16 protein-coding genes are annotated in these 16461 nt (G+C 63.1%); 6 read left to right on the top strand and 10 right to left on the bottom strand.

The window, feature by feature from the left end; translation table 11 throughout:
- Position 1: 1 nt before the first annotated feature.
- The 7 genes from paaG to ACLRDN_RS21485 all read right to left on the bottom strand — a co-directional run bounded on the left by paaG (position 2) and on the right by ACLRDN_RS21485 (position 5351).
- The gene (gene paaG, locus ACLRDN_RS21515; RefSeq protein WP_413457928.1) at positions 2 to 793 is read right to left on the bottom strand and encodes a 2-(1,2-epoxy-1,2-dihydrophenyl)acetyl-CoA isomerase PaaG; all 792 of its coding nucleotides are present in this window, start codon (positions 791 to 793) and stop codon (positions 2 to 4) included.
- A gap of 61 nt (positions 794 to 854) precedes the next feature.
- The gene (gene paaE, locus ACLRDN_RS21510) at positions 855 to 1925 is read right to left on the bottom strand and encodes a 1,2-phenylacetyl-CoA epoxidase subunit PaaE (RefSeq protein ID WP_121040456.1); all 1071 of its coding nucleotides are present in this window, start codon (positions 1923 to 1925) and stop codon (positions 855 to 857) included.
- Between the two features lie 36 nt (positions 1926 to 1961).
- Positions 1962 to 2495 carry a 1,2-phenylacetyl-CoA epoxidase subunit PaaD gene (gene paaD / locus ACLRDN_RS21505; protein ID WP_413457927.1) on the bottom strand — a complete coding sequence of 178 codons (534 nt, stop codon included), beginning with the start codon at positions 2493 to 2495 and terminating at the stop codon, positions 1962 to 1964.
- Positions 2492 to 3244 (bottom strand): 1,2-phenylacetyl-CoA epoxidase subunit PaaC, encoded by a 753-nt coding sequence (paaC, locus tag ACLRDN_RS21500; protein ID WP_413457926.1) that lies wholly within the window; start codon positions 3242 to 3244, stop codon positions 2492 to 2494. Before paaC ends, paaD begins: the two co-directional genes overlap by 4 nt.
- Positions 3245 to 3256: 12 nt before the next feature.
- Positions 3257 to 3541: a 1,2-phenylacetyl-CoA epoxidase subunit PaaB gene (paaB, locus tag ACLRDN_RS21495; protein ID WP_008332574.1), complete on the bottom strand. Its 285-nt coding sequence runs from the start codon at positions 3539 to 3541 to the stop codon at positions 3257 to 3259.
- Between the two features lie 93 nt (positions 3542 to 3634).
- A complete protein-coding gene (gene paaA / locus ACLRDN_RS21490; RefSeq protein WP_039786318.1) occupies positions 3635 to 4621 on the bottom strand; it encodes a 1,2-phenylacetyl-CoA epoxidase subunit PaaA in 987 nt (328 codons plus the stop codon).
- Positions 4622 to 4748: 127 nt separating this feature from the next.
- Positions 4749 to 5351 (bottom strand): phenylacetic acid degradation protein PaaY, encoded by a 603-nt coding sequence (locus ACLRDN_RS21485; RefSeq protein ID WP_413457925.1) that lies wholly within the window; start codon positions 5349 to 5351, stop codon positions 4749 to 4751.
- Positions 5352 to 5669: 318 nt separating this feature from the next.
- Between ACLRDN_RS21485 and ACLRDN_RS21480 the strand changes: the two genes are divergently transcribed.
- The 6 genes from ACLRDN_RS21480 to ACLRDN_RS21455 all read left to right on the top strand — a co-directional run bounded on the left by ACLRDN_RS21480 (position 5670) and on the right by ACLRDN_RS21455 (position 13455).
- Positions 5670 to 6290, top strand: a complete 621-nt coding sequence (locus ACLRDN_RS21480) for a TetR/AcrR family transcriptional regulator (RefSeq protein WP_039786324.1) — start codon at positions 5670 to 5672, stop codon at positions 6288 to 6290.
- Positions 6291 to 6362: 72 nt separating this feature from the next.
- Positions 6363 to 7508: an ABC transporter substrate-binding protein gene (locus tag ACLRDN_RS21475; protein WP_413457924.1), complete on the top strand. Its 1146-nt coding sequence runs from the start codon at positions 6363 to 6365 to the stop codon at positions 7506 to 7508.
- 72 nt (positions 7509 to 7580) lie between these two features.
- Complete coding sequence (gene paaZ, locus ACLRDN_RS21470) at positions 7581 to 9641, top strand: phenylacetic acid degradation bifunctional protein PaaZ (RefSeq protein WP_413457923.1); 2061 nt, start codon at positions 7581 to 7583, stop codon at positions 9639 to 9641.
- A gap of 157 nt (positions 9642 to 9798) precedes the next feature.
- On the top strand, positions 9799 to 10851 hold the full coding sequence (locus ACLRDN_RS21465; protein WP_413457922.1) for a branched-chain amino acid ABC transporter permease: 1053 nt from the start codon (positions 9799 to 9801) through the stop codon (positions 10849 to 10851).
- Between the two features lie 10 nt (positions 10852 to 10861).
- Positions 10862 to 12652 (top strand): ABC transporter permease subunit, encoded by a 1791-nt coding sequence (locus ACLRDN_RS21460; RefSeq protein ID WP_413457921.1) that lies wholly within the window; start codon positions 10862 to 10864, stop codon positions 12650 to 12652.
- A complete protein-coding gene (locus ACLRDN_RS21455) occupies positions 12649 to 13455 on the top strand; it encodes an ABC transporter ATP-binding protein (RefSeq protein WP_413457920.1) in 807 nt (268 codons plus the stop codon). Before ACLRDN_RS21460 ends, ACLRDN_RS21455 begins: the two co-directional genes overlap by 4 nt.
- A gap of 122 nt (positions 13456 to 13577) precedes the next feature.
- Here ACLRDN_RS21455 and ACLRDN_RS21450 read toward each other — a convergent pair whose 3' ends face one another.
- From ACLRDN_RS21450 to ACLRDN_RS21440, 3 genes are all read right to left on the bottom strand, one after another.
- A complete protein-coding gene (locus ACLRDN_RS21450) occupies positions 13578 to 14771 on the bottom strand; it encodes a type VI immunity family protein (RefSeq protein WP_413457919.1) in 1194 nt (397 codons plus the stop codon).
- On the bottom strand, positions 14771 to 15688 hold the full coding sequence (locus ACLRDN_RS21445) for a VRR-NUC domain-containing protein (RefSeq protein WP_413457918.1): 918 nt from the start codon (positions 15686 to 15688) through the stop codon (positions 14771 to 14773). The genes ACLRDN_RS21450 and ACLRDN_RS21445 overlap by 1 nt, the downstream gene beginning before the upstream one ends.
- Before the next feature lie 71 nt (positions 15689 to 15759).
- Positions 15760 to 16329: a PAAR domain-containing protein gene (locus ACLRDN_RS21440; protein ID WP_413457917.1), complete on the bottom strand. Its 570-nt coding sequence runs from the start codon at positions 16327 to 16329 to the stop codon at positions 15760 to 15762.
- Between the last annotated feature and the right edge of the window lie 132 nt (positions 16330 to 16461).

Below are 16461 nucleotides of genomic sequence, written 5' to 3'. Positions count from 1 at the left end.
GTCATTGCCCCGTGAATTGTGGTGCGCGCTTTTCCAGGAAGGCGCTCACGCCCTCGCGGTAATCGCGGCTGTGGCCGAGGGCGCGCATGGTGTCGCGTTCCAGGTCCAGCTGCTGCGGCAGCGTGTTGGCCGGGCTGGCATACAGGGTCGCCTTGGTGGCAGCCAGGCCCTTGGTCGGGGCGCGGGCGAAGTGGGTGGCCATGGCATAGGCTTCTTCCATGAGCTTGTCGTCGTCCACGCACTTCCAGATCAAGCCCCAGCGTTCGGCCTGTTCGGCGCTGATCTTTTCGCCCAGCAGTGCCATGCCCATGGCGCGCGCCGTGCCCACCAGGCGCGGCAGGAAATAGGTGCCGCCGGTATCGGGGATCAGTCCCAGCTTGCAGAACACTTCCACGAAACTGGCCGAACGCGCGGCCAGCACGATGTCGCAGGCCAGCGGCAGGTTGGCGCCAGCACCGGCGGCCACGCCGTTGACGGCACAGATCACCGGGAAGGGCAGCGCACGCAGCGACTTCACCAGCGGCCCGTAGTACTTGTCGATGGACTCGCCCAGGTCGACGGCACCGTCGCCGGGTTTGACGGCGCGGTCGCCCAGGTCCTGGCCGGCGCAGAAGCCGCGTCCGGCACCGGTGAGCAGCAGCACCCGCACGCTGGGGTCGGCCTGCAGCGTGGCGATGGCCTCGCGCAATTCCAGGTGCATGGCCACCGTGAAGCTGTTGAGCTTGTCGGGGCGGTTCAGGGTGATGACGGCGATGCCGTCATGGTTCTCGAAGAGGATGGTGGAGTCGCTCATGGGCTCAGGAAAGTTCAGGGGCTGATCAAAGTGGGGGCCGCATCGTGCGGGCGTGGCCGGCTCAGTTGTCCTGGTCAAAATCCAGCAGCAGCTTGTCGCTGACCGGGAAGGATTGGCAGCTCAGGACGAAGCCGCGCGCGATCTCGTAATCTTCGAGTGCGTAGTTGGCATCCATGTCGACCTTGCCCTCGACCACCTTGCAGCGGCAGGTGGCGCACACGCCGCCCTTGCAGGAGTAGCGCAGGTCGATGCCGTGCTTGAGGCCGGCGTCGAGCACCGATTCCTTTTCCTTGTCCATGGTGAAGACGTTGTGATAACCGTCGACGATCACCGTGACTTCGCATTCCTTCTTGCCCACGACCGGGCGCGAGGCGTGTGCACGCGTGGGCGCGCTGGCGGCGAACAGTTCGGTCTTGATCTGCGCCTTGGGCAGGCCATGCGCCTGCAGCGAATCGGAGACGGCCTGCACCATTTCTTCCGGGCCGCAGAGGAAGGCGGCGTCCACGTCCTTGAGATCGATCCAGGAGGCGAAGAAGGCATCGCACTTGCTGCGGTCGATGCGGCCGTTGAACAATTCCACGTCCTGCTGTTCGCGGCTCATCACCCAGATCACGTTGAGGCGTTCGAGGTAGGCATCCTTGAGGTCGGTGATGTCTTCCTTGAAGATCACCGAGGAGGAAGCGCGATTGGCATAGACCAAGGTGAAGCGGCTGTGCGGCTCGGCCAGCAGGGTGGTCTTGATGATGGAAATCATCGGCGTGATGCCGCTGCCGGCCGCGAAGGCCAGGTAGTGCTTGCGGTTGGCCGCGTCCAGCGGGACGTTGAAGTGGCCCATGGGCGGCATCACTTCGATGCTTTGTCCCGGGACAAAGGATTCATTGGCCCAGTTCGAGAACAGCCCGCCCGGCACGCGCTTGATGGCCACGCGCAGCTGCTTTTCCTGGGTGGCCGCGCAGATCGAATAGGAGCGGCGCAATTCCTCGCCCTCGATGTGCGAGCGCAGCGTCAGGTGCTGGCCTTGCTGGTAGGAAAACGTGTCCTGCAATTCGGGCGGGACGGCGAAGGAGACCACGATGGTATCGCGCGTTTCCTGTTTCACGCCCGAGATGGTCAGTGGATAGAATTTGCTCATGATCTTGTGCCTTGGTTCTGGGACATTGAGCGCGGCTCAATGCGCCTTGAAGTAATCGAACGGCTCGCGGCAGTCCTTGCACTGGTACAGCGCCTTGCAGGAGGTGGAGCCGAACTGGCTCACGCAGACCGTCTGCATGGAACCGCAATGCGGGCATTGCACCTGCGGTGCTGCCTGCCGCCGGAGGCTGATGCCACGGATGTCGACCACCTGCTGCGCCGGGGGCGCGATGCCGTATTGCTGCAGGTTGCGGCGGCCTTTCTCGCTCATCCAGTCGGTGTTCCAGGCCGGTGCCAGCTGCGTGCGGATGGCCACCTCGGCCAGCCCGTGCTGCCTCAGTGCTGCGCTGATGTCCTGCGCGATCACGCCCATGGCCGGGCAGCCGGAGTAGGTTGGGGTGATGACCACGGTGCAGCGTGCCGCTTCGGCATCCGCATCGGAGACCTCGACGGCGCGCACGATGCCCAGGTCCACCACCGAGATGACCGGGATCTCCGGATCGGGAATGGCCTCCAGCCATTCCCAGATGCTCGCCTGCAGCGTCTGCGCGCGGGAGGCCAGCTCGTTCACCAGCTCGCTCCCGGATAGGTGCGCTGCAGGAACTGCATCTCCGCCAGCAGGTAGCCCAGGTGTTCCGTATGCCGTCCCTGTTTGCCGCCGCCCTGCATCCACAGTCCGGCCGCAGGCAGCTGCAGCGTGGCTTCGCGCATCACCTCGGTGACGTGCTGCTGCCACTTCTGCTGAAGTTGTGTGAGATCCGGTGCGATGCCATCGGCCTGCATGGCCTGGTCCAGCGCGTCGGTGGTGAACAGTTCGCCGGTGTACATCCACAGCGCATCGACGGCGTCCTGCATGCGGCGGTGGCTTTCCTCGCTGCCATCGCCCAGGCGGATCATCAGGTCGGTGCTGCGGCGTACGTGATAGGTGACTTCCTTGAAGCACTTCTGCGCGATCTCGGCGATGCGCGCATCGCTGCTTTCACAGAGTCCCTCGAGCAGGAAGTAATGCCACACGTCGAAGAGGAACTGGCGTGCCAGCGTATCGGCATAGCTGCCATTGGGCAGCTCCACCAGCAGCAGGTTGTGGAACTGGTGGGCATCGCGCAGGAAGGCCAGCTGGTCTTCGTTGCGTCCTGCACCTTCCAGTTCGGCGGCGTAGGCCAGCCACAAACGCGCCTGGCCGATCAGGTCCAGCGAGACGTTGATCAGGGCCATGTCTTCTTCCAGGGCCGGGCCCTTGCCGCACCATTCGGAGAGGCGCTGCGAGAGCACCAGGACGTTGTCGCCCAGGCGTCGCACGTAATCGGTTTTGTGGGTCATGATGCGCGCCTCTTACAGGTTCTTCAGTTCAGCCGGCATGGGGAAGAAGGTCGGGTGGCGATACACCTTGCTGTTGGCCGGTTCGAACAGCGGGGCCTTGTCGCCGGGGCTGGAGGAGACGATGTCGGCGGCGCGCACCACCCAGATGCCCACGCCTTCGTTGCGGCGGGTGTAGACGTCGCGCGCATTGTTGATGGCCATCTCGCCATCGGGGGCATGCAGGCTGCCGACGTGTTTATGGGCCAGACCGTGCTGGCTGCGGATGAAGACTTCCCAGAGAGGCCATTCCTTGCTCATGATGCGTTTCCTTGTTGGCGGGCCGCCCGGTGATGTCGGGCGGCCACTGGCAGGTTGTGAGATGAAGCGATTCAGAAACAGACGATGGGCGAATCACGCCGCCTTGCGCGCGGCACGCTTGTCGGCGTGCGCCACCAGCGCATCGCGGAACCAGGCACCGTCGTCATAGGCTTTCTTGCGGGTGGCCAGGCGTTCGCGGTTGCAGGGGCCGTTGCCGCGCAGGACGTTGTGGAATTCGTCCCAGTTGATTTCACCGAAGTCGTAGCGGCCACGTTCTTCGTTCCACTTGAGATCGGGGTCGGGCACGGTCAGGCCCAGGTACTCGATCTGCGGGATGGTCTGGTCGACCATGCGCTGGCGCAGTTCGTCATTGGAGAAGAGCTTGATGCGCCATTGCATCGATTGCGCGCTGTTGACCGATTCCGCATCGGAGGGGCCGAACATCATCAGCGCCGGCCACCACCAGCGGTTCAGTGCATCCTGCGCCATCTGCTTCTGCTCGGGCGTGCCACGGCACAGCGCCAGCATGATGTCGTAGCCCTGGCGGGCGTGGAAGGATTCCTCCTTGCACACGCGCACCATGGCGCGCGAATAGGGCCCATAGGAACAGCGGCACAGCGGGATCTGGTTGATGATGGCCGAGCCATCCACCAGCCAGCCGATGGCCCCCATGTCGGCCCAGCTCAGGGTCGGATAGTTGAAAATGCTGGAGTACTTGGCCTTGCCGGAATGCAGGTCCCCCAGCAGCGCATCGCGCGACACGCCCAGGGTTTCTGCCGCGCTGTAGAGGTAGAGGCCGTGACCGGCTTCGTCCTGGATCTTGGCCAGAAGGATGGCCTTGCGCTCCAGGGTCGGGGCGCGCGTGACCCAGTTGGCCTCGGGCAGCTGGCCGACGATTTCCGAGTGGGCGTGCTGCGAGATCTGGCGCACCAGGGTCTTGCGATAGGCCTCGGGCATCCAGTCCTTGGGCTCGATCTTGACGCCCGCATCGATGCGCGCCTGGAAAGCCTGTTCTTCGGGGGACATGTCATCGGCGCTGCGCACCTTGGCCAGTCCGGTTTCTACGAGTTGTGCATACATGCTGCTTCTCCATGAAGGTGGATCACGCGGAGGCTGGACGAGCGCGGTCCTTGCCGCAGGGACCGGCCCTGCGTCTGCGTGAGGTGTAAGCGTGAATCTTGAAACTGAAAAAATGTGCTGCCGTCTGCTAAGCCCGTCTGGCCGCGATCAGCGGTTCGACGAAGGGCGCGGCCAGGCGCGGCCGGTTCTCTTCGATCTGCGCCAGGGGGCTGACCTCCCGCAGGCTCTTCAGGCTGCGCTTGGCAAGGTCGTGATACGTCTCGGTACCGGCCCGTTTCCAGGCCATCTCTTCTTCCGTCAGGTCGCGCACCACCTTGGCCGGCAAACCGGCCACCAGGGTGCGCGGGGGAATCTGCATGCCGGCGCGCACGAAGGCGCAGGCTGCCACGATGGACTGTGCGCCCACCACTGCCTCATCCATCACCACCGCATTCATGCCCACCAGCGCATCGCGTTCGACGGTGCAGCTGTGCAGCACCGCACCGTGGCCGATGTGGCCGTTCTCGCCCACCACCGTGGCATGGCCGGGGAAGCCGTGGACCACGCAGGTGTCCTGCACGTTGGCACCACGTTCCAGCACGATGCGGCCGAAGTCGCCGCGCAGGCAGGCGGCCGGACCGACGTAGCAATCAGGGCCGACGATGACGTCGCCGATCAGCACCGCCGTGGGATGGACATAGGCGGCCGGGTCGACCACCGGGATCACGCCTTCGATCGAGTAACAGGGCACAGCGTCTCCTTGGCCAGCGCTTTCACTGCAGGCGCCAGCAGCTTGTGGTTGCAGCGTGCCGAACTTTGCTTGTCTTTCCCGGTTGAAACGCGTGGAAAAAAGCATTTGCCTGCCGCTGTTTTTTGAGGAATAATAATTTCGACCGACCGGTTGGTCAATAATGTTTTGAAGATTTTTTCTGACCGTGATCAGGGCGCAGGGAAGTTGAGGCAGGGCAGGGAGGCTGGCAGAGCGGGATGTCTCCGATAAGATGTTTCGTAAGAGTTTTGATTTACGGCACAATCATGACTTTGCGGAAATATCGACGAGGAAGCATTTATGCCACGCAAGCGAGCAGCGGGATACGACAACCAGCGCGAGACCATCATCGAGCAGGCGGCAGCCTTGTTTGCGCGCAATGGGTTCGTGGGCACATCGATGAATGAGGTGGCGCTGGCGTGTGGCCTGTCCAAGGCGTCGCTGTATCACTACTTTGCCGACAAGCACCAGTTGCTGATGCACATCTGCGAAGACCACATCGATCGCCTCTGTGCGCTGGTCGATGAAGTCGCGCAGCAGGAGCTGGACCCTGAGCCGCGCTTGCGCCTCTTGATCCAGCGCTTCGTGGAGGAATACCGCGATGCCCAGAACGAGCATCGCGTGCTGACCGAGGACGTGCGTTTCCTGGAACCGGGAGACCAGAAGCGCATCCTCACCGGCGAGCGCAAGGTGGTCAAGGCGGTGGCCGAGGCCATGTGCGCGGTACGGCCGGAACTGGATCGCAGCCGCATGGCCAAGCCGCTGGCCATGCTGTTGTTCGGCATGATCAACTGGATGTTCATGTGGTTGAAGCCCGATGGCGAACTGACCCATGAACGCATGGCCGTGGTCGTGTCCGATTTGTTGTTTGGCGGAATCGGTGCCGTCAGCCTGGAAGGCACCGGGAAGAAGAAACGATGACGTGAGCCCTTGATCGGTAGCGTCATTGCAGGCATGTAGCACCACAATGACAAAATCATCAAGGAGACCTCCATGCAGTTTGCTCGCCCTTTGCTGGCGCTGGCTTTGGCCGGCTGCGCGCTCGTCGCACACGCCGACATCAACGTCGGTGTCACCGTATCCACCACCGGCCCGGCCGCTTCGCTGGGCATCCCCGAAAAGAACACCATCGCGCTGCTGCCCGCGACCATCGGCGGGCAGAAGATCAACTACATCGTCCTCGATGACGCCTCCGACACCACGCAGGCGGTCAAGAACGCACGCCGCTTCGTCTCCGAAAACAATGTGGATGTGATCGTCGGCTCGTCGGTGAGCCCGAACTCGATCTCGATGATCGAAGTGGCCGCCGAAGCGCAGACGCCGATGATCTCGCTGGCCGCCGCCGCGCGCATCGTCGAGCCCATGGACGCCAAGAAGAAGTGGGTCTTCAAGACCCCGCAGAACGACATCATGATGTCGCTGGCCATCGCCAAGGACATGGTGGCGCGCGGCTACCAGCGCATCGCCTTCATCGGTTATTCCAACGCCTATGGCGAAGGCTGGTACGAAGAATTCAAGAAGGCCGCCGGCCTCAAGAAACTGGAACTGGTGGCCAATGAACGCTTCGCCCCCAACGATACCTCGGCCACCGCGCAAGCCCTGAAGCTGGTGGCGGCCAAGCCGGATGCCATCCTCATCGCGGCCTCCGGCACCCCGGCCGTGGTGCCGCAGCGTGCCTTGAAGGAGCGCGGCTTCAAGGGCCAGATTTACCAGACCCACGGCGTGGCCAATGCCGACTTCCTGCGCGTGGGCGGCAAGATGCTCGACGGCACCCTGCTGCCGGGCGGTCCCGTGCTGGTAGCGGCGCAACTGCCTGCGGCCAACCCCATCCGCAAGGTGGCGCTGGAGTACACCGCCAAGTATGAAGCGGCGCACGGCAAGGACAGCGTCTCGCTCTTCGGCGGCTATGCCTGGGATGCGGGCGTGCTGCTGCAGTCGGCCATTCCGGTGGCATTGAAGCGCGGCAAGCCGGGTACGCCGGAATTCCGCGCCGCCCTGCGCGATGCGCTCGAAGCCACCAAGGAAGTCACCGGTGTGCACGGCGTCTACAACATGTCGGCCACCGATCACCAGGGCCTGGACCAGCGGGCTTCGGTGATGGTCAAGATCGTTGATGGCGCCTGGCAGTACCAGCCCTGATCCACCTTTGTCCGGCGCTGCGCGGCTGCATTGCCCGCAGCGCAGCGTTCACCCTGCCTACAGGAGTTTTCGATGTCCGCCCGTCCCCCTCTGCTCCAGAGTTTCATCGCCGGCCGCTGGTTCGGTGAAAGCCCGGCCCAGGCACTGCACAGCGCAGTCAATGGCCACACCGTTGCCAGCACCCACCAGGAATCCATCGACTTCGGCGAAGCGCTGGAGCACGCCCGCAGGAAGGGCCTGCCGGCGCTGATGCAGCTGGACTTCCAGCAGCGTGCAGCGATCCTCAAGGCACTGGCCAAGTACCTGGTCGAGCACAAGGAAACGCTCTACGCGGTTTCCGCCCATACGGGCGCGACCCGCACCGACAGCTGGATCGACATCGAAGGCGGCAGCGGCACGCTGTTCACCTATGCCAGCATCGGCACCAATGAATTCCCCTCGTCCAACCTGGTCCACGAAGGTCCGGCCATGTCGCTGGGCAAGCAGGGCCGCTTCGCCGGGACGCACATCCTGGTACCGCGTGGCGGCGTGGCGGTGCACATCAATGCCTTCAACTTCCCGGTCTGGGGCATGCTGGAAAAATTCGCCCCCACCTTCCTGGCCGGCATGCCCTGCATCGTCAAGCCGGCCACCGCCACGAGCTATCTGGCTGAAGCGGCAGTGCGCCTGATCCAGCAGTCGGGCCTGTTGCCCGAAGGCAGCCTGCAACTGGTCATCGGCAGCACCGGCGACCTGCTCGACCGCCTGCAGGCGCAGGACGTGGTGACCTTTACCGGCTCGGCCGATACGGCGGCCAAGTTGCGTGCGCATCCCAACCTGATTGCGAATTCGATTCCCTTCAATGCCGAAGCCGATTCGCTGAACTGCGCGATTCTTGGCCCTGACGTCAATGCCGACGATGAAGAATTCGATCTCTTCGTCAAGGAAGTGGCGCGCGAGATGACCACCAAGGCCGGCCAGAAATGTACCGCCATCCGCCGCGCCATCGTGCCGCGCCAGCACTTAGATGCAATTTCGGAAAAACTCGTCGCGCGCCTGTCGAAGACCGTGATCGGCGACCCCGCACTGGAGTCGGTGCGCATGGGGCCGTTGGCCTCACGCGCACAGCAGCGCGATGTGGAAGCGCGCGTGGCCTTGCTGAAACAAAGTGCCGAGCTGATCCTGGGGGCCGGCAGCAGCTTCCAGCCGCAAGGCGACGGCGTGGGCGAGGGTGCGTTCTTCGCGCCGACCCTGCTGCTGGCGCGCGATACCTCCGCTGGCAGCCCGGTGCATGAAGTGGAAGCCTTCGGTCCGGTCAGCACGCTCATGCCCTATGACGATCTCGATGAAGCCCTGGCGCTGGCTGCACGCGGACGCGGCAGCCTGGTGGCCAGCCTGGTCACGCGCAGCCCATCGGTGGCGGCGCGCGCCATTCCTGTAGCGGCTGCATGGCATGGCCGCCTGCTGGTGCTCGATCGCGAAGCGGCACCGGAATCCACCGGCCACGGTTCGCCCCTGCCGCAGCTCAAGCACGGTGGTCCTGGCCGCGCCGGTGGCGGTGAGGAACTGGGCGGCTCGCGCGCCGTGAAGCATTACCTGCAACGCACGGCGGTGCAGGGTTCACCGACCATGCTGGCCGCAGTCGTGGGCGAACACGTGCGGGGTGCGAAGGTGCGCGAATCGGATATCCATCCCTTCCGCCACTACTTCGAGGACCTGCAGATTGGTGATTCGCTGGCTACGCACCGCCGTACCGTCACCGAAGCCGACATCGTCAATTTCGGCTGCCTCTCGGGCGACCATTTCTACATGCACTTCGACGACATCTCGGCACGCCAGTCGCCGTTCGGCAAGCGCATCGCGCATGGCTACTTCGTGCTGTCGGCGGCCGCCGGCCTGTTCGTCTCGCCGGCGCCGGGTCCGGTGCTGGCCAACTACGGGCTCGATACGCTGCGCTTCGTCAAGCCGGTGGGCATCGGCGACACCATCTCGGCGCGCCTGACCTGCAAGCGCAAGATCGACCGCAACAAGAAGGATGCCAACGGCCAGGGGCAGGGCGTGGTGGCCTGGGATGTGGAGGTGAGCAACCAGGAGGGCGAGCTGGTGGCGTCCTACGACATCCTGACCCTGGTGGCCAAGAAGCCGCAGGCTTGAGCCATCGGCCGGTTTGCAGAAAGCTTCATGCCCCATCCGGTAATCCGCGCCACACACAAGAAAGCAGCCCCAAAGGTTCATCCCTGACAAGAACCGGGCCTATCCCGGCCAGTCGCAGCCCCGATCTGCGGCGGCCGGCATCAACAGGAGGAGACAAGTGGATACCAGCATTCTGACCGTGCTGATCCAGGACGGCATCACGACCGGCGCGATCTATGCGCTGCTGTCGCTGGCGCTGGTCCTGGTGTTTTCAGTGACACGGGTGATTTTCCTGCCGCAGGGCGAGTTCGTCGCCTTCGGCGCATTGACCCTGGCGGCCATCCAGAACGGCCATGCCCCCGGCACGGCCTTGCTGCTGGTGGCGCTTGGTGGCGTGACGCTGGCCGTTGAAGGCGGCACCGCGCTGCGCCTGGCCGCGACGCGCGCGCGTTTTCTGCGCCGCCTGCCGTCGCTGCTGGCCATGCACCTCGGCCTGCCGCTGGTGCTCTACGCACTGACGCGCTACGTGGACCTGCAAGCGCTGGCCATGCCCTGGCAGATCCTGCTGACGCTGCTGATCGTGGTGCCGATGGGGCCGATGATCTATCGCGTGGCTTACCAGCCGCTGGCGCATTCGAGCGTGCTGGTGTTGCTGATCGTCTCACTCGGTGTGCATCTGGCCATGGTCGGATTGGGACTGCTGATGTTCGGCCCCGAGGGGACCAACACCAAGCCTTTCACGGAGATGCAATTCAACCTGGGCGAGAGCCCGGTCTCGGGCCAGAGCGTGATCGTGCTGGTGACGGTGGCGGCCCTGATCGCCGTGATCTATGTCTTCTTCGAACGCACGCTGACCGGCAAGGCCCTGCGTGCCACTGCCGTCAATCGTCTCGGTGCGCGGCTGGTGGGGGTGGGGATCAATCAGGCGGGCAAGCTGTCCTTTGCGATGTCAGCCGGGATCGGTGCGCTGTGCGGGATCCTGATTGCGCCCTTCACCATCGTCAACTATGAGTCCGGTTTCATCATCGCCCTGAAAGGCTTTGTGGGAGCCATCTTCGGCGGGCTGGCCAGTTATCCGATTGCGGCATTGGGATCGGTGTCGGTCGGGCTGATCGAGAGTTTTTCTTCCTTCTGGGCCAGTGCCTTCAAGGAGCTGATCGTCTTCACGGTGATCATTCCCATCCTGCTGTGGCGCTCGCTGACCAGCCACCACGTCGACGAAGAAGCCTGAGGACGCCGCCATGACTGCATTCACATCGCATCGCGCCGCCTTGCCGGTGCTGTTCTTCGCCATCGTGCTGGTGCTGCCGCAACTGGGACTGTCGCCGTTCTGGGTCACGCTGCTGTCCTATGTGGGGCTGTATGCCATCGTCGCGCTGGGGCTGGTGTTGCTGACCGGCGTGGCGGGATTGATCTCGTTCGGGCAGGCGGCGTTTGTCGGTATCGGTGCCTACACCACCGCCTATCTCACGACGCAGTTCGGACTCTCGCCCTGGGTCGGTTTGCTGGCGGGGATCGGGCTGACCGGCTTGTCGGCTTTCCTGATCGGCACGCTTACCATGCGCATCTCCGGCCACTACCTGCCGCTGTCCACGATTGCCTGGGGCCTGTCGCTGTACTACCTGTTTGGCAACCTGGAGATGCTGGGCAAGCATGACGGTATCAATGGCATCCCGCCGATTGCCATCGGCCAGTTCACCTTCGGCAATGGGGCCTCGATGTACCTGCTGATCTGGGCCGTGGTGATCCTGGCGCTGGTATCGGTGGTCAATTTCCTCGATTCGCGGGCCGGGCGTGCGGTGCGTGCGCTCAAGTTCGGCACCGTCATGCCGGAGGCAATGGGCGTTGATACGGCCCGGCTGAAGATCGTCATCTTCGTCTACGCGGCCGTGCTGGCGGGCATTTCCGGATGGCTCTACGCGCACCTGCAACAGGCCGTCAATCCCACGCCCTTCGGCTTGAAATACGGCATCGACTACCTGCTGATGGTGGTGGTCGGTGGTGCCGGCCATGTGTGGGGAGCGATCCTCGGTGCGGGCCTGCTGGCGGTGCTGAGCAATTTCCTGCAGGAGTGGTTGCCGGGGGTGCTGGGCACTGGCGGCAATTTCGAGGCCATCGTCTTTGGCATCGCGCTGGTGATCTTTTTGCAGTTCGCCAACGAGGGCTTGTGGCCGCGTCTGCAGGCGCGTTTCGGACGCCGCCTGCCGCGCCAGCTGCCAGCGGATGCGGCGCCCTTGGCGCAGATTCCCAAGCCGGCGCGGGGCGACGTGATCCTCGAAGTGGAGGCGGCGCGCAAGCAGTTCGGTGGACTGGTGGCGGTCAATGATGTGAGCTTTTCGGTGAAGGCCGGGGAGATCGTGGGACTGATCGGGCCCAATGGCGCGGGCAAGTCGACGACCTTCAACCTGGTGACCGGTGTGCTCTCCATCACCAGTGGCAAGCTCAATTACCGCGGGCAGTCGCTGGCGGGCTTGTCCTCGCGCGAGATTTCCAGCCGTGGCATTGCGCGCACTTTCCAGCATGTGCGGCTGGTGCCGGGGATGAGCGTGCTGGAGAACGCGGCCATGGGCGCGTTCCGGCGCGGCGAATTCGCGCCCCAGCGCGGCATCCTGGCTAGCCTGGCGCGGGCCAATCGCAAGGAGGAAGCGCGCATTCTCAGTGAGGCGCGGCGACAGCTGGAGCGTGTCGGCCTGGGTGATCTGATTGACCGGCCTGCGGGCAGCCTGGCGCTGGGCCAGCAGCGCATCCTGGAGATTGCGCGGGCGCTGTGCTGTGATCCGGCGCTGTTGTTGCTGGATGAGCCGGCGGCGGGTCTGCGCCTGAAAGAGAAGCAGGCGCTGGCGGCATTGCTGGACAAGCTGCGCGGCGAGGGCATGGCGGTGCTGCTGGTGGAGCACGACATGGACTTCGTGATGCAATTGACGGACCACATCGTGGTCATGGAATTCGGCACCAAGATTGCCGAGGGCACGCCGGCCCAGATTCAGGTCCACCCGGCGGTGCTGGAAGCTTATCTGGGAGGAGCCCAATGATGACCGCCGCGACCATGATGAACCCTGCCAGTGTGGAATCTGAAGTGCGTGCGGCGAGTGCGCCGCTGTTGCTGGAAGTCAGCGGGCTCGCGGCGCGCTATGGCAAGGTGGCGGCATTGACCGAGGCGGCGCTGTCGCTGCGGGCCGGACAGATCGTCACCGTCATCGGGCCCAATGGCGCGGGCAAGTCGACCTTGCTCAACGCCATGATGGGCGCGATGCCGGCGGGTGCGGCGGCCAGTGGACGGATCGCCTTCCAGGGTGAGGATGTGAGCCAGATGGAGGTGGAGGAGCGCGTGGCGCGCGGGCTGTCGCTGGTGCCGGAAAAGCGTGAATTGTTTACGTCCATGAGCGTGGAGGACAATCTGCTGCTGGGTGCGTACAAGCGGCGGCGCAACGGCGAATCCGGTTATCTGGATCAGCAGGAGTTTGTCTATGCCTTGTTCCCGCGTTTGAAGGAGCGGCGCAAGCAGGCGGCCGGGACGCTGTCCGGTGGGGAGCGCCAGATGCTGGCCGTGGGGCGCGCCTTGATGGCCAAGCCGCAGGTGTTGATGCTGGATGAACCCAGTTTGGGGCTGGCGCCGTTGATTACCAAGGAAATTCTTTCCATCATCAGCCAGTTGCGCAGCACCGGCGTGGCCACCTTGCTGGTGGAGCAGAATGCGCGGGCGGCTTTGCAGGTGGCTGATTACGGGTATGTGCTGGAGATGGGGGAGATCGTTTGTGAAGGGCCGGCGGGGGTGTTGGCGGCGGATAGGAAGATTGTAGAGAGTTATTTGGGGGTGGCGCGGGAGCCGGTGTAGCTGATTCAGCGCAGCCCCAGTCCCACATCGGCCAGCCGGCCCAGCAGTAGGCACTGCACATGACTCACCTCGGCCAGTGGCCGGGCAGGTTTTTTGAGGGCCGCGCTCAGGTTGCCAAGTGTTTAGAGTTCGGCGAGCAGTTCCCATGTGATGGCCTCGCGTCCGAGGAATTCGCCGTGCGGTCCCAGGTTCAGCCAGTAGGGGGCAATGTCGCCGGGCATGAGGATTACGCCGAATTTCTCTGTGCCGGGGCGATGGAAGCGGCCATGGCAGGGGCTGGGCTCGCCTGTTTTCAATCTGATTTTCTTTTTTGAAGTGTTCCCTGCAAGCAGGGACGCTGGATCGAGGGGGAAGACAGGCGGCCATGCATCGCCTTGATCAAAGCGGCGAATCCAAAGATCAGAGGTGAAACGATTGAAGCGCAGCTCGCCCGAATTGGATGCGCTGCCCATGGAATTGTAGGCACCGTCGCGCAAGGGGCGCAGTGCAGCATTGACTCTGGCATAGTCCTCCGATATTGCCTCGTCGACTGGTCCGATTTCCGGCGTCTCTCTTGCGCGCAATACCAGTGAATTTCCGTGACGAATGGATGTGATGCCAAGCTGGCGGCAATACTCTGCGCAGGTGTTGATGCCACCGCAACGCTCGGCCAGAACGTCACCGATGATCGTGATCCAGTCAACGCTCTTTGGGCCGTAGGGCGCTCGCATGAAGTCACCGGCACCGGGAATGTAGAGCGTGCGGTAGCGCGTCGCCAGATCAAAAGCTTCCGGCTCGTAGGGAATACTTTGCTCGGGAAGGACGGCGGCCAGTCCCACTCGGCCATGGAAGGGATTGAGCGTTTCGACCCCGCGCAAAAGCAAGCTGTCAAGTGTCTTGCGATGATGGGGATCGAAAGCGTGACTGCGTGGCAGCTGGAAGTAAAGTTCTGATATGCGGCCCTTGTGCCAGCCTCGTTCGGTCAGGCAGAAGATCGCATATTCCGTGGCCTGCTCGCGATGCTCCCCGGAAGAGAGGTACCACTGGATGCAATCATCTTCATCGAGTTTGGCGGCGTAGTCGCGTAGCTTGGGAAACTTTTTGCCGGCAAGTTTTCTGGTCTGCCAGCTCTCGGGATCGCAACCCCACTTCAATTCGCTTCCGTAGGCTTCTTCGTACACCTCGAACAATTCAATGATTGCTTGGCGTTTCTCCAGTGTATGGCCGCCCCAGAAATAAAGAGAGGCAGTCAGGCCGACGCTTGTGATGATCCGGTCATCGTCCACATACTGAAAATCCGGAAGCAGGGCTTCGATTTTCTCCAAACCATGTTTCATCAGTGTTTATCCTTTTCGTCATTTTGATTCGCATTGGCCGTTCTTGAACCGGCTACCAGTACGACCAACGCCGCGGCGGCAGCACCGGCGGCCTCGAGAGGAAGCGCAGCAATGGCAATGGCACCCACCAGAATCGTGCCGCCGACCACTGCGGCACCTTTGAGATAGTCGGCAAGCGGTATACCTTCGTCTTGCGATGCGACGGGACCGTAGCGGGGCTTGACCGGTTGTGGGGGTGGTATGGGAGCGGGGAGAGGTGGCGTCCGGCTATACCAGTGATCTTTTGCCTTGCGTTCCTGTTCCATTGGTGTGGTGACCGGGGCACGTATGGGATCTTTCACAGGCGCAGATGTATCGCGTTGACAATCGCACTCTGCGATCATGAGCAAGCGAAACTTATCCGGATCCCCTGCGATCGTTTGATAGTCGCTCATTTGTTCTCTGCTCAGTTTGTCGCCCTCAAATTTGATCTCTACCACCCGCTCAATATTCGCCTGCACCGGCATCAGCCGCTTCCAATCAATCTTTCCCGAGGTCCGCATGGCGGCCAGCTCTTCGCCTGTAGTCGCAAGAATGATGCAGTCTGGAATCCTCAATAACCCCTTCTGCGGCTTGCCATCCAGCTGCCATTTGAGCAGCCCATCGGCCATGGCCCGTCCGAGCGGAAACCGGCTGGGACGATTGGGTTGTTCTCGACTCATCAGCGGCGCAGGCGGATGGCTTGCCATGCTGTATCCGACTTCGGCCTTGTAGCGCCAGACCAGCTGGTTGCGCTCTTCGTCATTCCAGATGCTGGCGGTGGTACAGCGCTGCTTCAATGCCCGCCCGAGGCTGTCCCTGAGTTTGGTCCCCTGATTGCACATGCACATCACCGCGCACAGGTAACTCCGATCCATGGGATTGTCGAGCGACAGCACGCGGCCTCTCGGTCCCTGGTGTGTTCCTGATCGCCCGATGGGCCGGGACGATGACGAGATACCTTCTCCCATCAGATATCCTCGCTACGCCACTCCGGCACATGGTAGGGATCAGCGCCACCCATCGGTTTGGGACGCGCGATCACTTGCAGCGGCAGCGGCGAATCAGTCCAGACCACATCGGTGCGGCCTTGGGCATCGGTCTCGCCTTCCACTGTCCGGCCGTCGCCCGTCTTGATCAGGTAGGGCACTCCCGCGAGCGGTTCGCCGGTGGTGTTGTTGCGCAGGACGAAGTGTTCCTGGAAACGCGGTGCCTGGCGGGGGACGTATTGTTCCGGTGGCGTGTTGGTGATCCTGTCGTCATCTGGCGAACCCCATCCAGCGTGATTGTTGTGCCGTGAGTAGAGGATTGCGCCGCAGTCGGTGACGTCCTGGTCATAGACCACCGGCTGGCCGTCATCCATGATCGTCGGGAAGCGGCTGCTGATGATGGTCGCCACGCGCTTGCAACGCGGACAGCTCACCTTGTCGCCGATGCGGGCGATGGGCTGGCCGTCCACTGTCCAGGTCGGATCGCCCGACATCACTACCCCGCCGTGTGAGGTGCGGTCGCCCATCACGATGAAACCGATGATTGCCATGCCTGACTCCTGATCGCTGTCAAAGCGATCGAGGCTAACAATATCGTTTTGGCGGGATAAGCCGTCCCTTCGGGCAAACCTGGCTGGTTGACCTTGAAGCTTTGCGATTCTCGAAAATGTTTCGCGGAATTT

It is taken from the genome of Herbaspirillum huttiense, assembly GCF_047300815.1.
Taxonomy (GTDB): domain Bacteria; phylum Pseudomonadota; class Gammaproteobacteria; order Burkholderiales; family Burkholderiaceae_D; genus Herbaspirillum; species Herbaspirillum huttiense_A.
The sequence above is the reverse complement of the archived record's forward strand: the minus strand, read 5'-3'. Positions and strand labels throughout refer to the sequence as shown.

Excerpts from the sequence above, each read along its gene's own strand:
- ACLRDN_RS21440 (WP_413457917.1), bottom strand. The coding sequence starts at position 16,329 with ATGGCAATCATCGGTTTCATCGTGATGGGCGACCGCACCTCACACGGC.
- paaG (WP_413457928.1), bottom strand. The coding sequence starts at position 793 with ATGAGCGACTCCACCATCCTCTTCGAGAACCATGACGGCATCGCCGTC.
- ACLRDN_RS21480 (WP_039786324.1), top strand. The coding sequence starts at position 5,670 with ATGCCACGCAAGCGAGCAGCGGGATACGACAACCAGCGCGAGACCATC.
- paaB (WP_008332574.1), bottom strand. The coding sequence starts at position 3,541 with ATGAGCAAGGAATGGCCTCTCTGGGAAGTCTTCATCCGCAGCCAGCAC.
- ACLRDN_RS21455 (WP_413457920.1), top strand. The coding sequence starts at position 12,649 with ATGATGACCGCCGCGACCATGATGAACCCTGCCAGTGTGGAATCTGAA.
- paaC (WP_413457926.1), bottom strand. The coding sequence starts at position 3,244 with ATGACCCACAAAACCGATTACGTGCGACGCCTGGGCGACAACGTCCTG.
- paaE (WP_121040456.1), bottom strand. The coding sequence starts at position 1,925 with ATGAGCAAATTCTATCCACTGACCATCTCGGGCGTGAAACAGGAAACG.
- ACLRDN_RS21450 (WP_413457919.1), bottom strand. The coding sequence starts at position 14,771 with ATGAAACATGGTTTGGAGAAAATCGAAGCCCTGCTTCCGGATTTTCAG.
- paaZ (WP_413457923.1), top strand. The coding sequence starts at position 7,581 with ATGTCCGCCCGTCCCCCTCTGCTCCAGAGTTTCATCGCCGGCCGCTGG.
- ACLRDN_RS21460 (WP_413457921.1), top strand. The coding sequence starts at position 10,862 with ATGACTGCATTCACATCGCATCGCGCCGCCTTGCCGGTGCTGTTCTTC.
- ACLRDN_RS21475 (WP_413457924.1), top strand. The coding sequence starts at position 6,363 with ATGCAGTTTGCTCGCCCTTTGCTGGCGCTGGCTTTGGCCGGCTGCGCG.
- paaA (WP_039786318.1), bottom strand. The coding sequence starts at position 4,621 with ATGTATGCACAACTCGTAGAAACCGGACTGGCCAAGGTGCGCAGCGCC.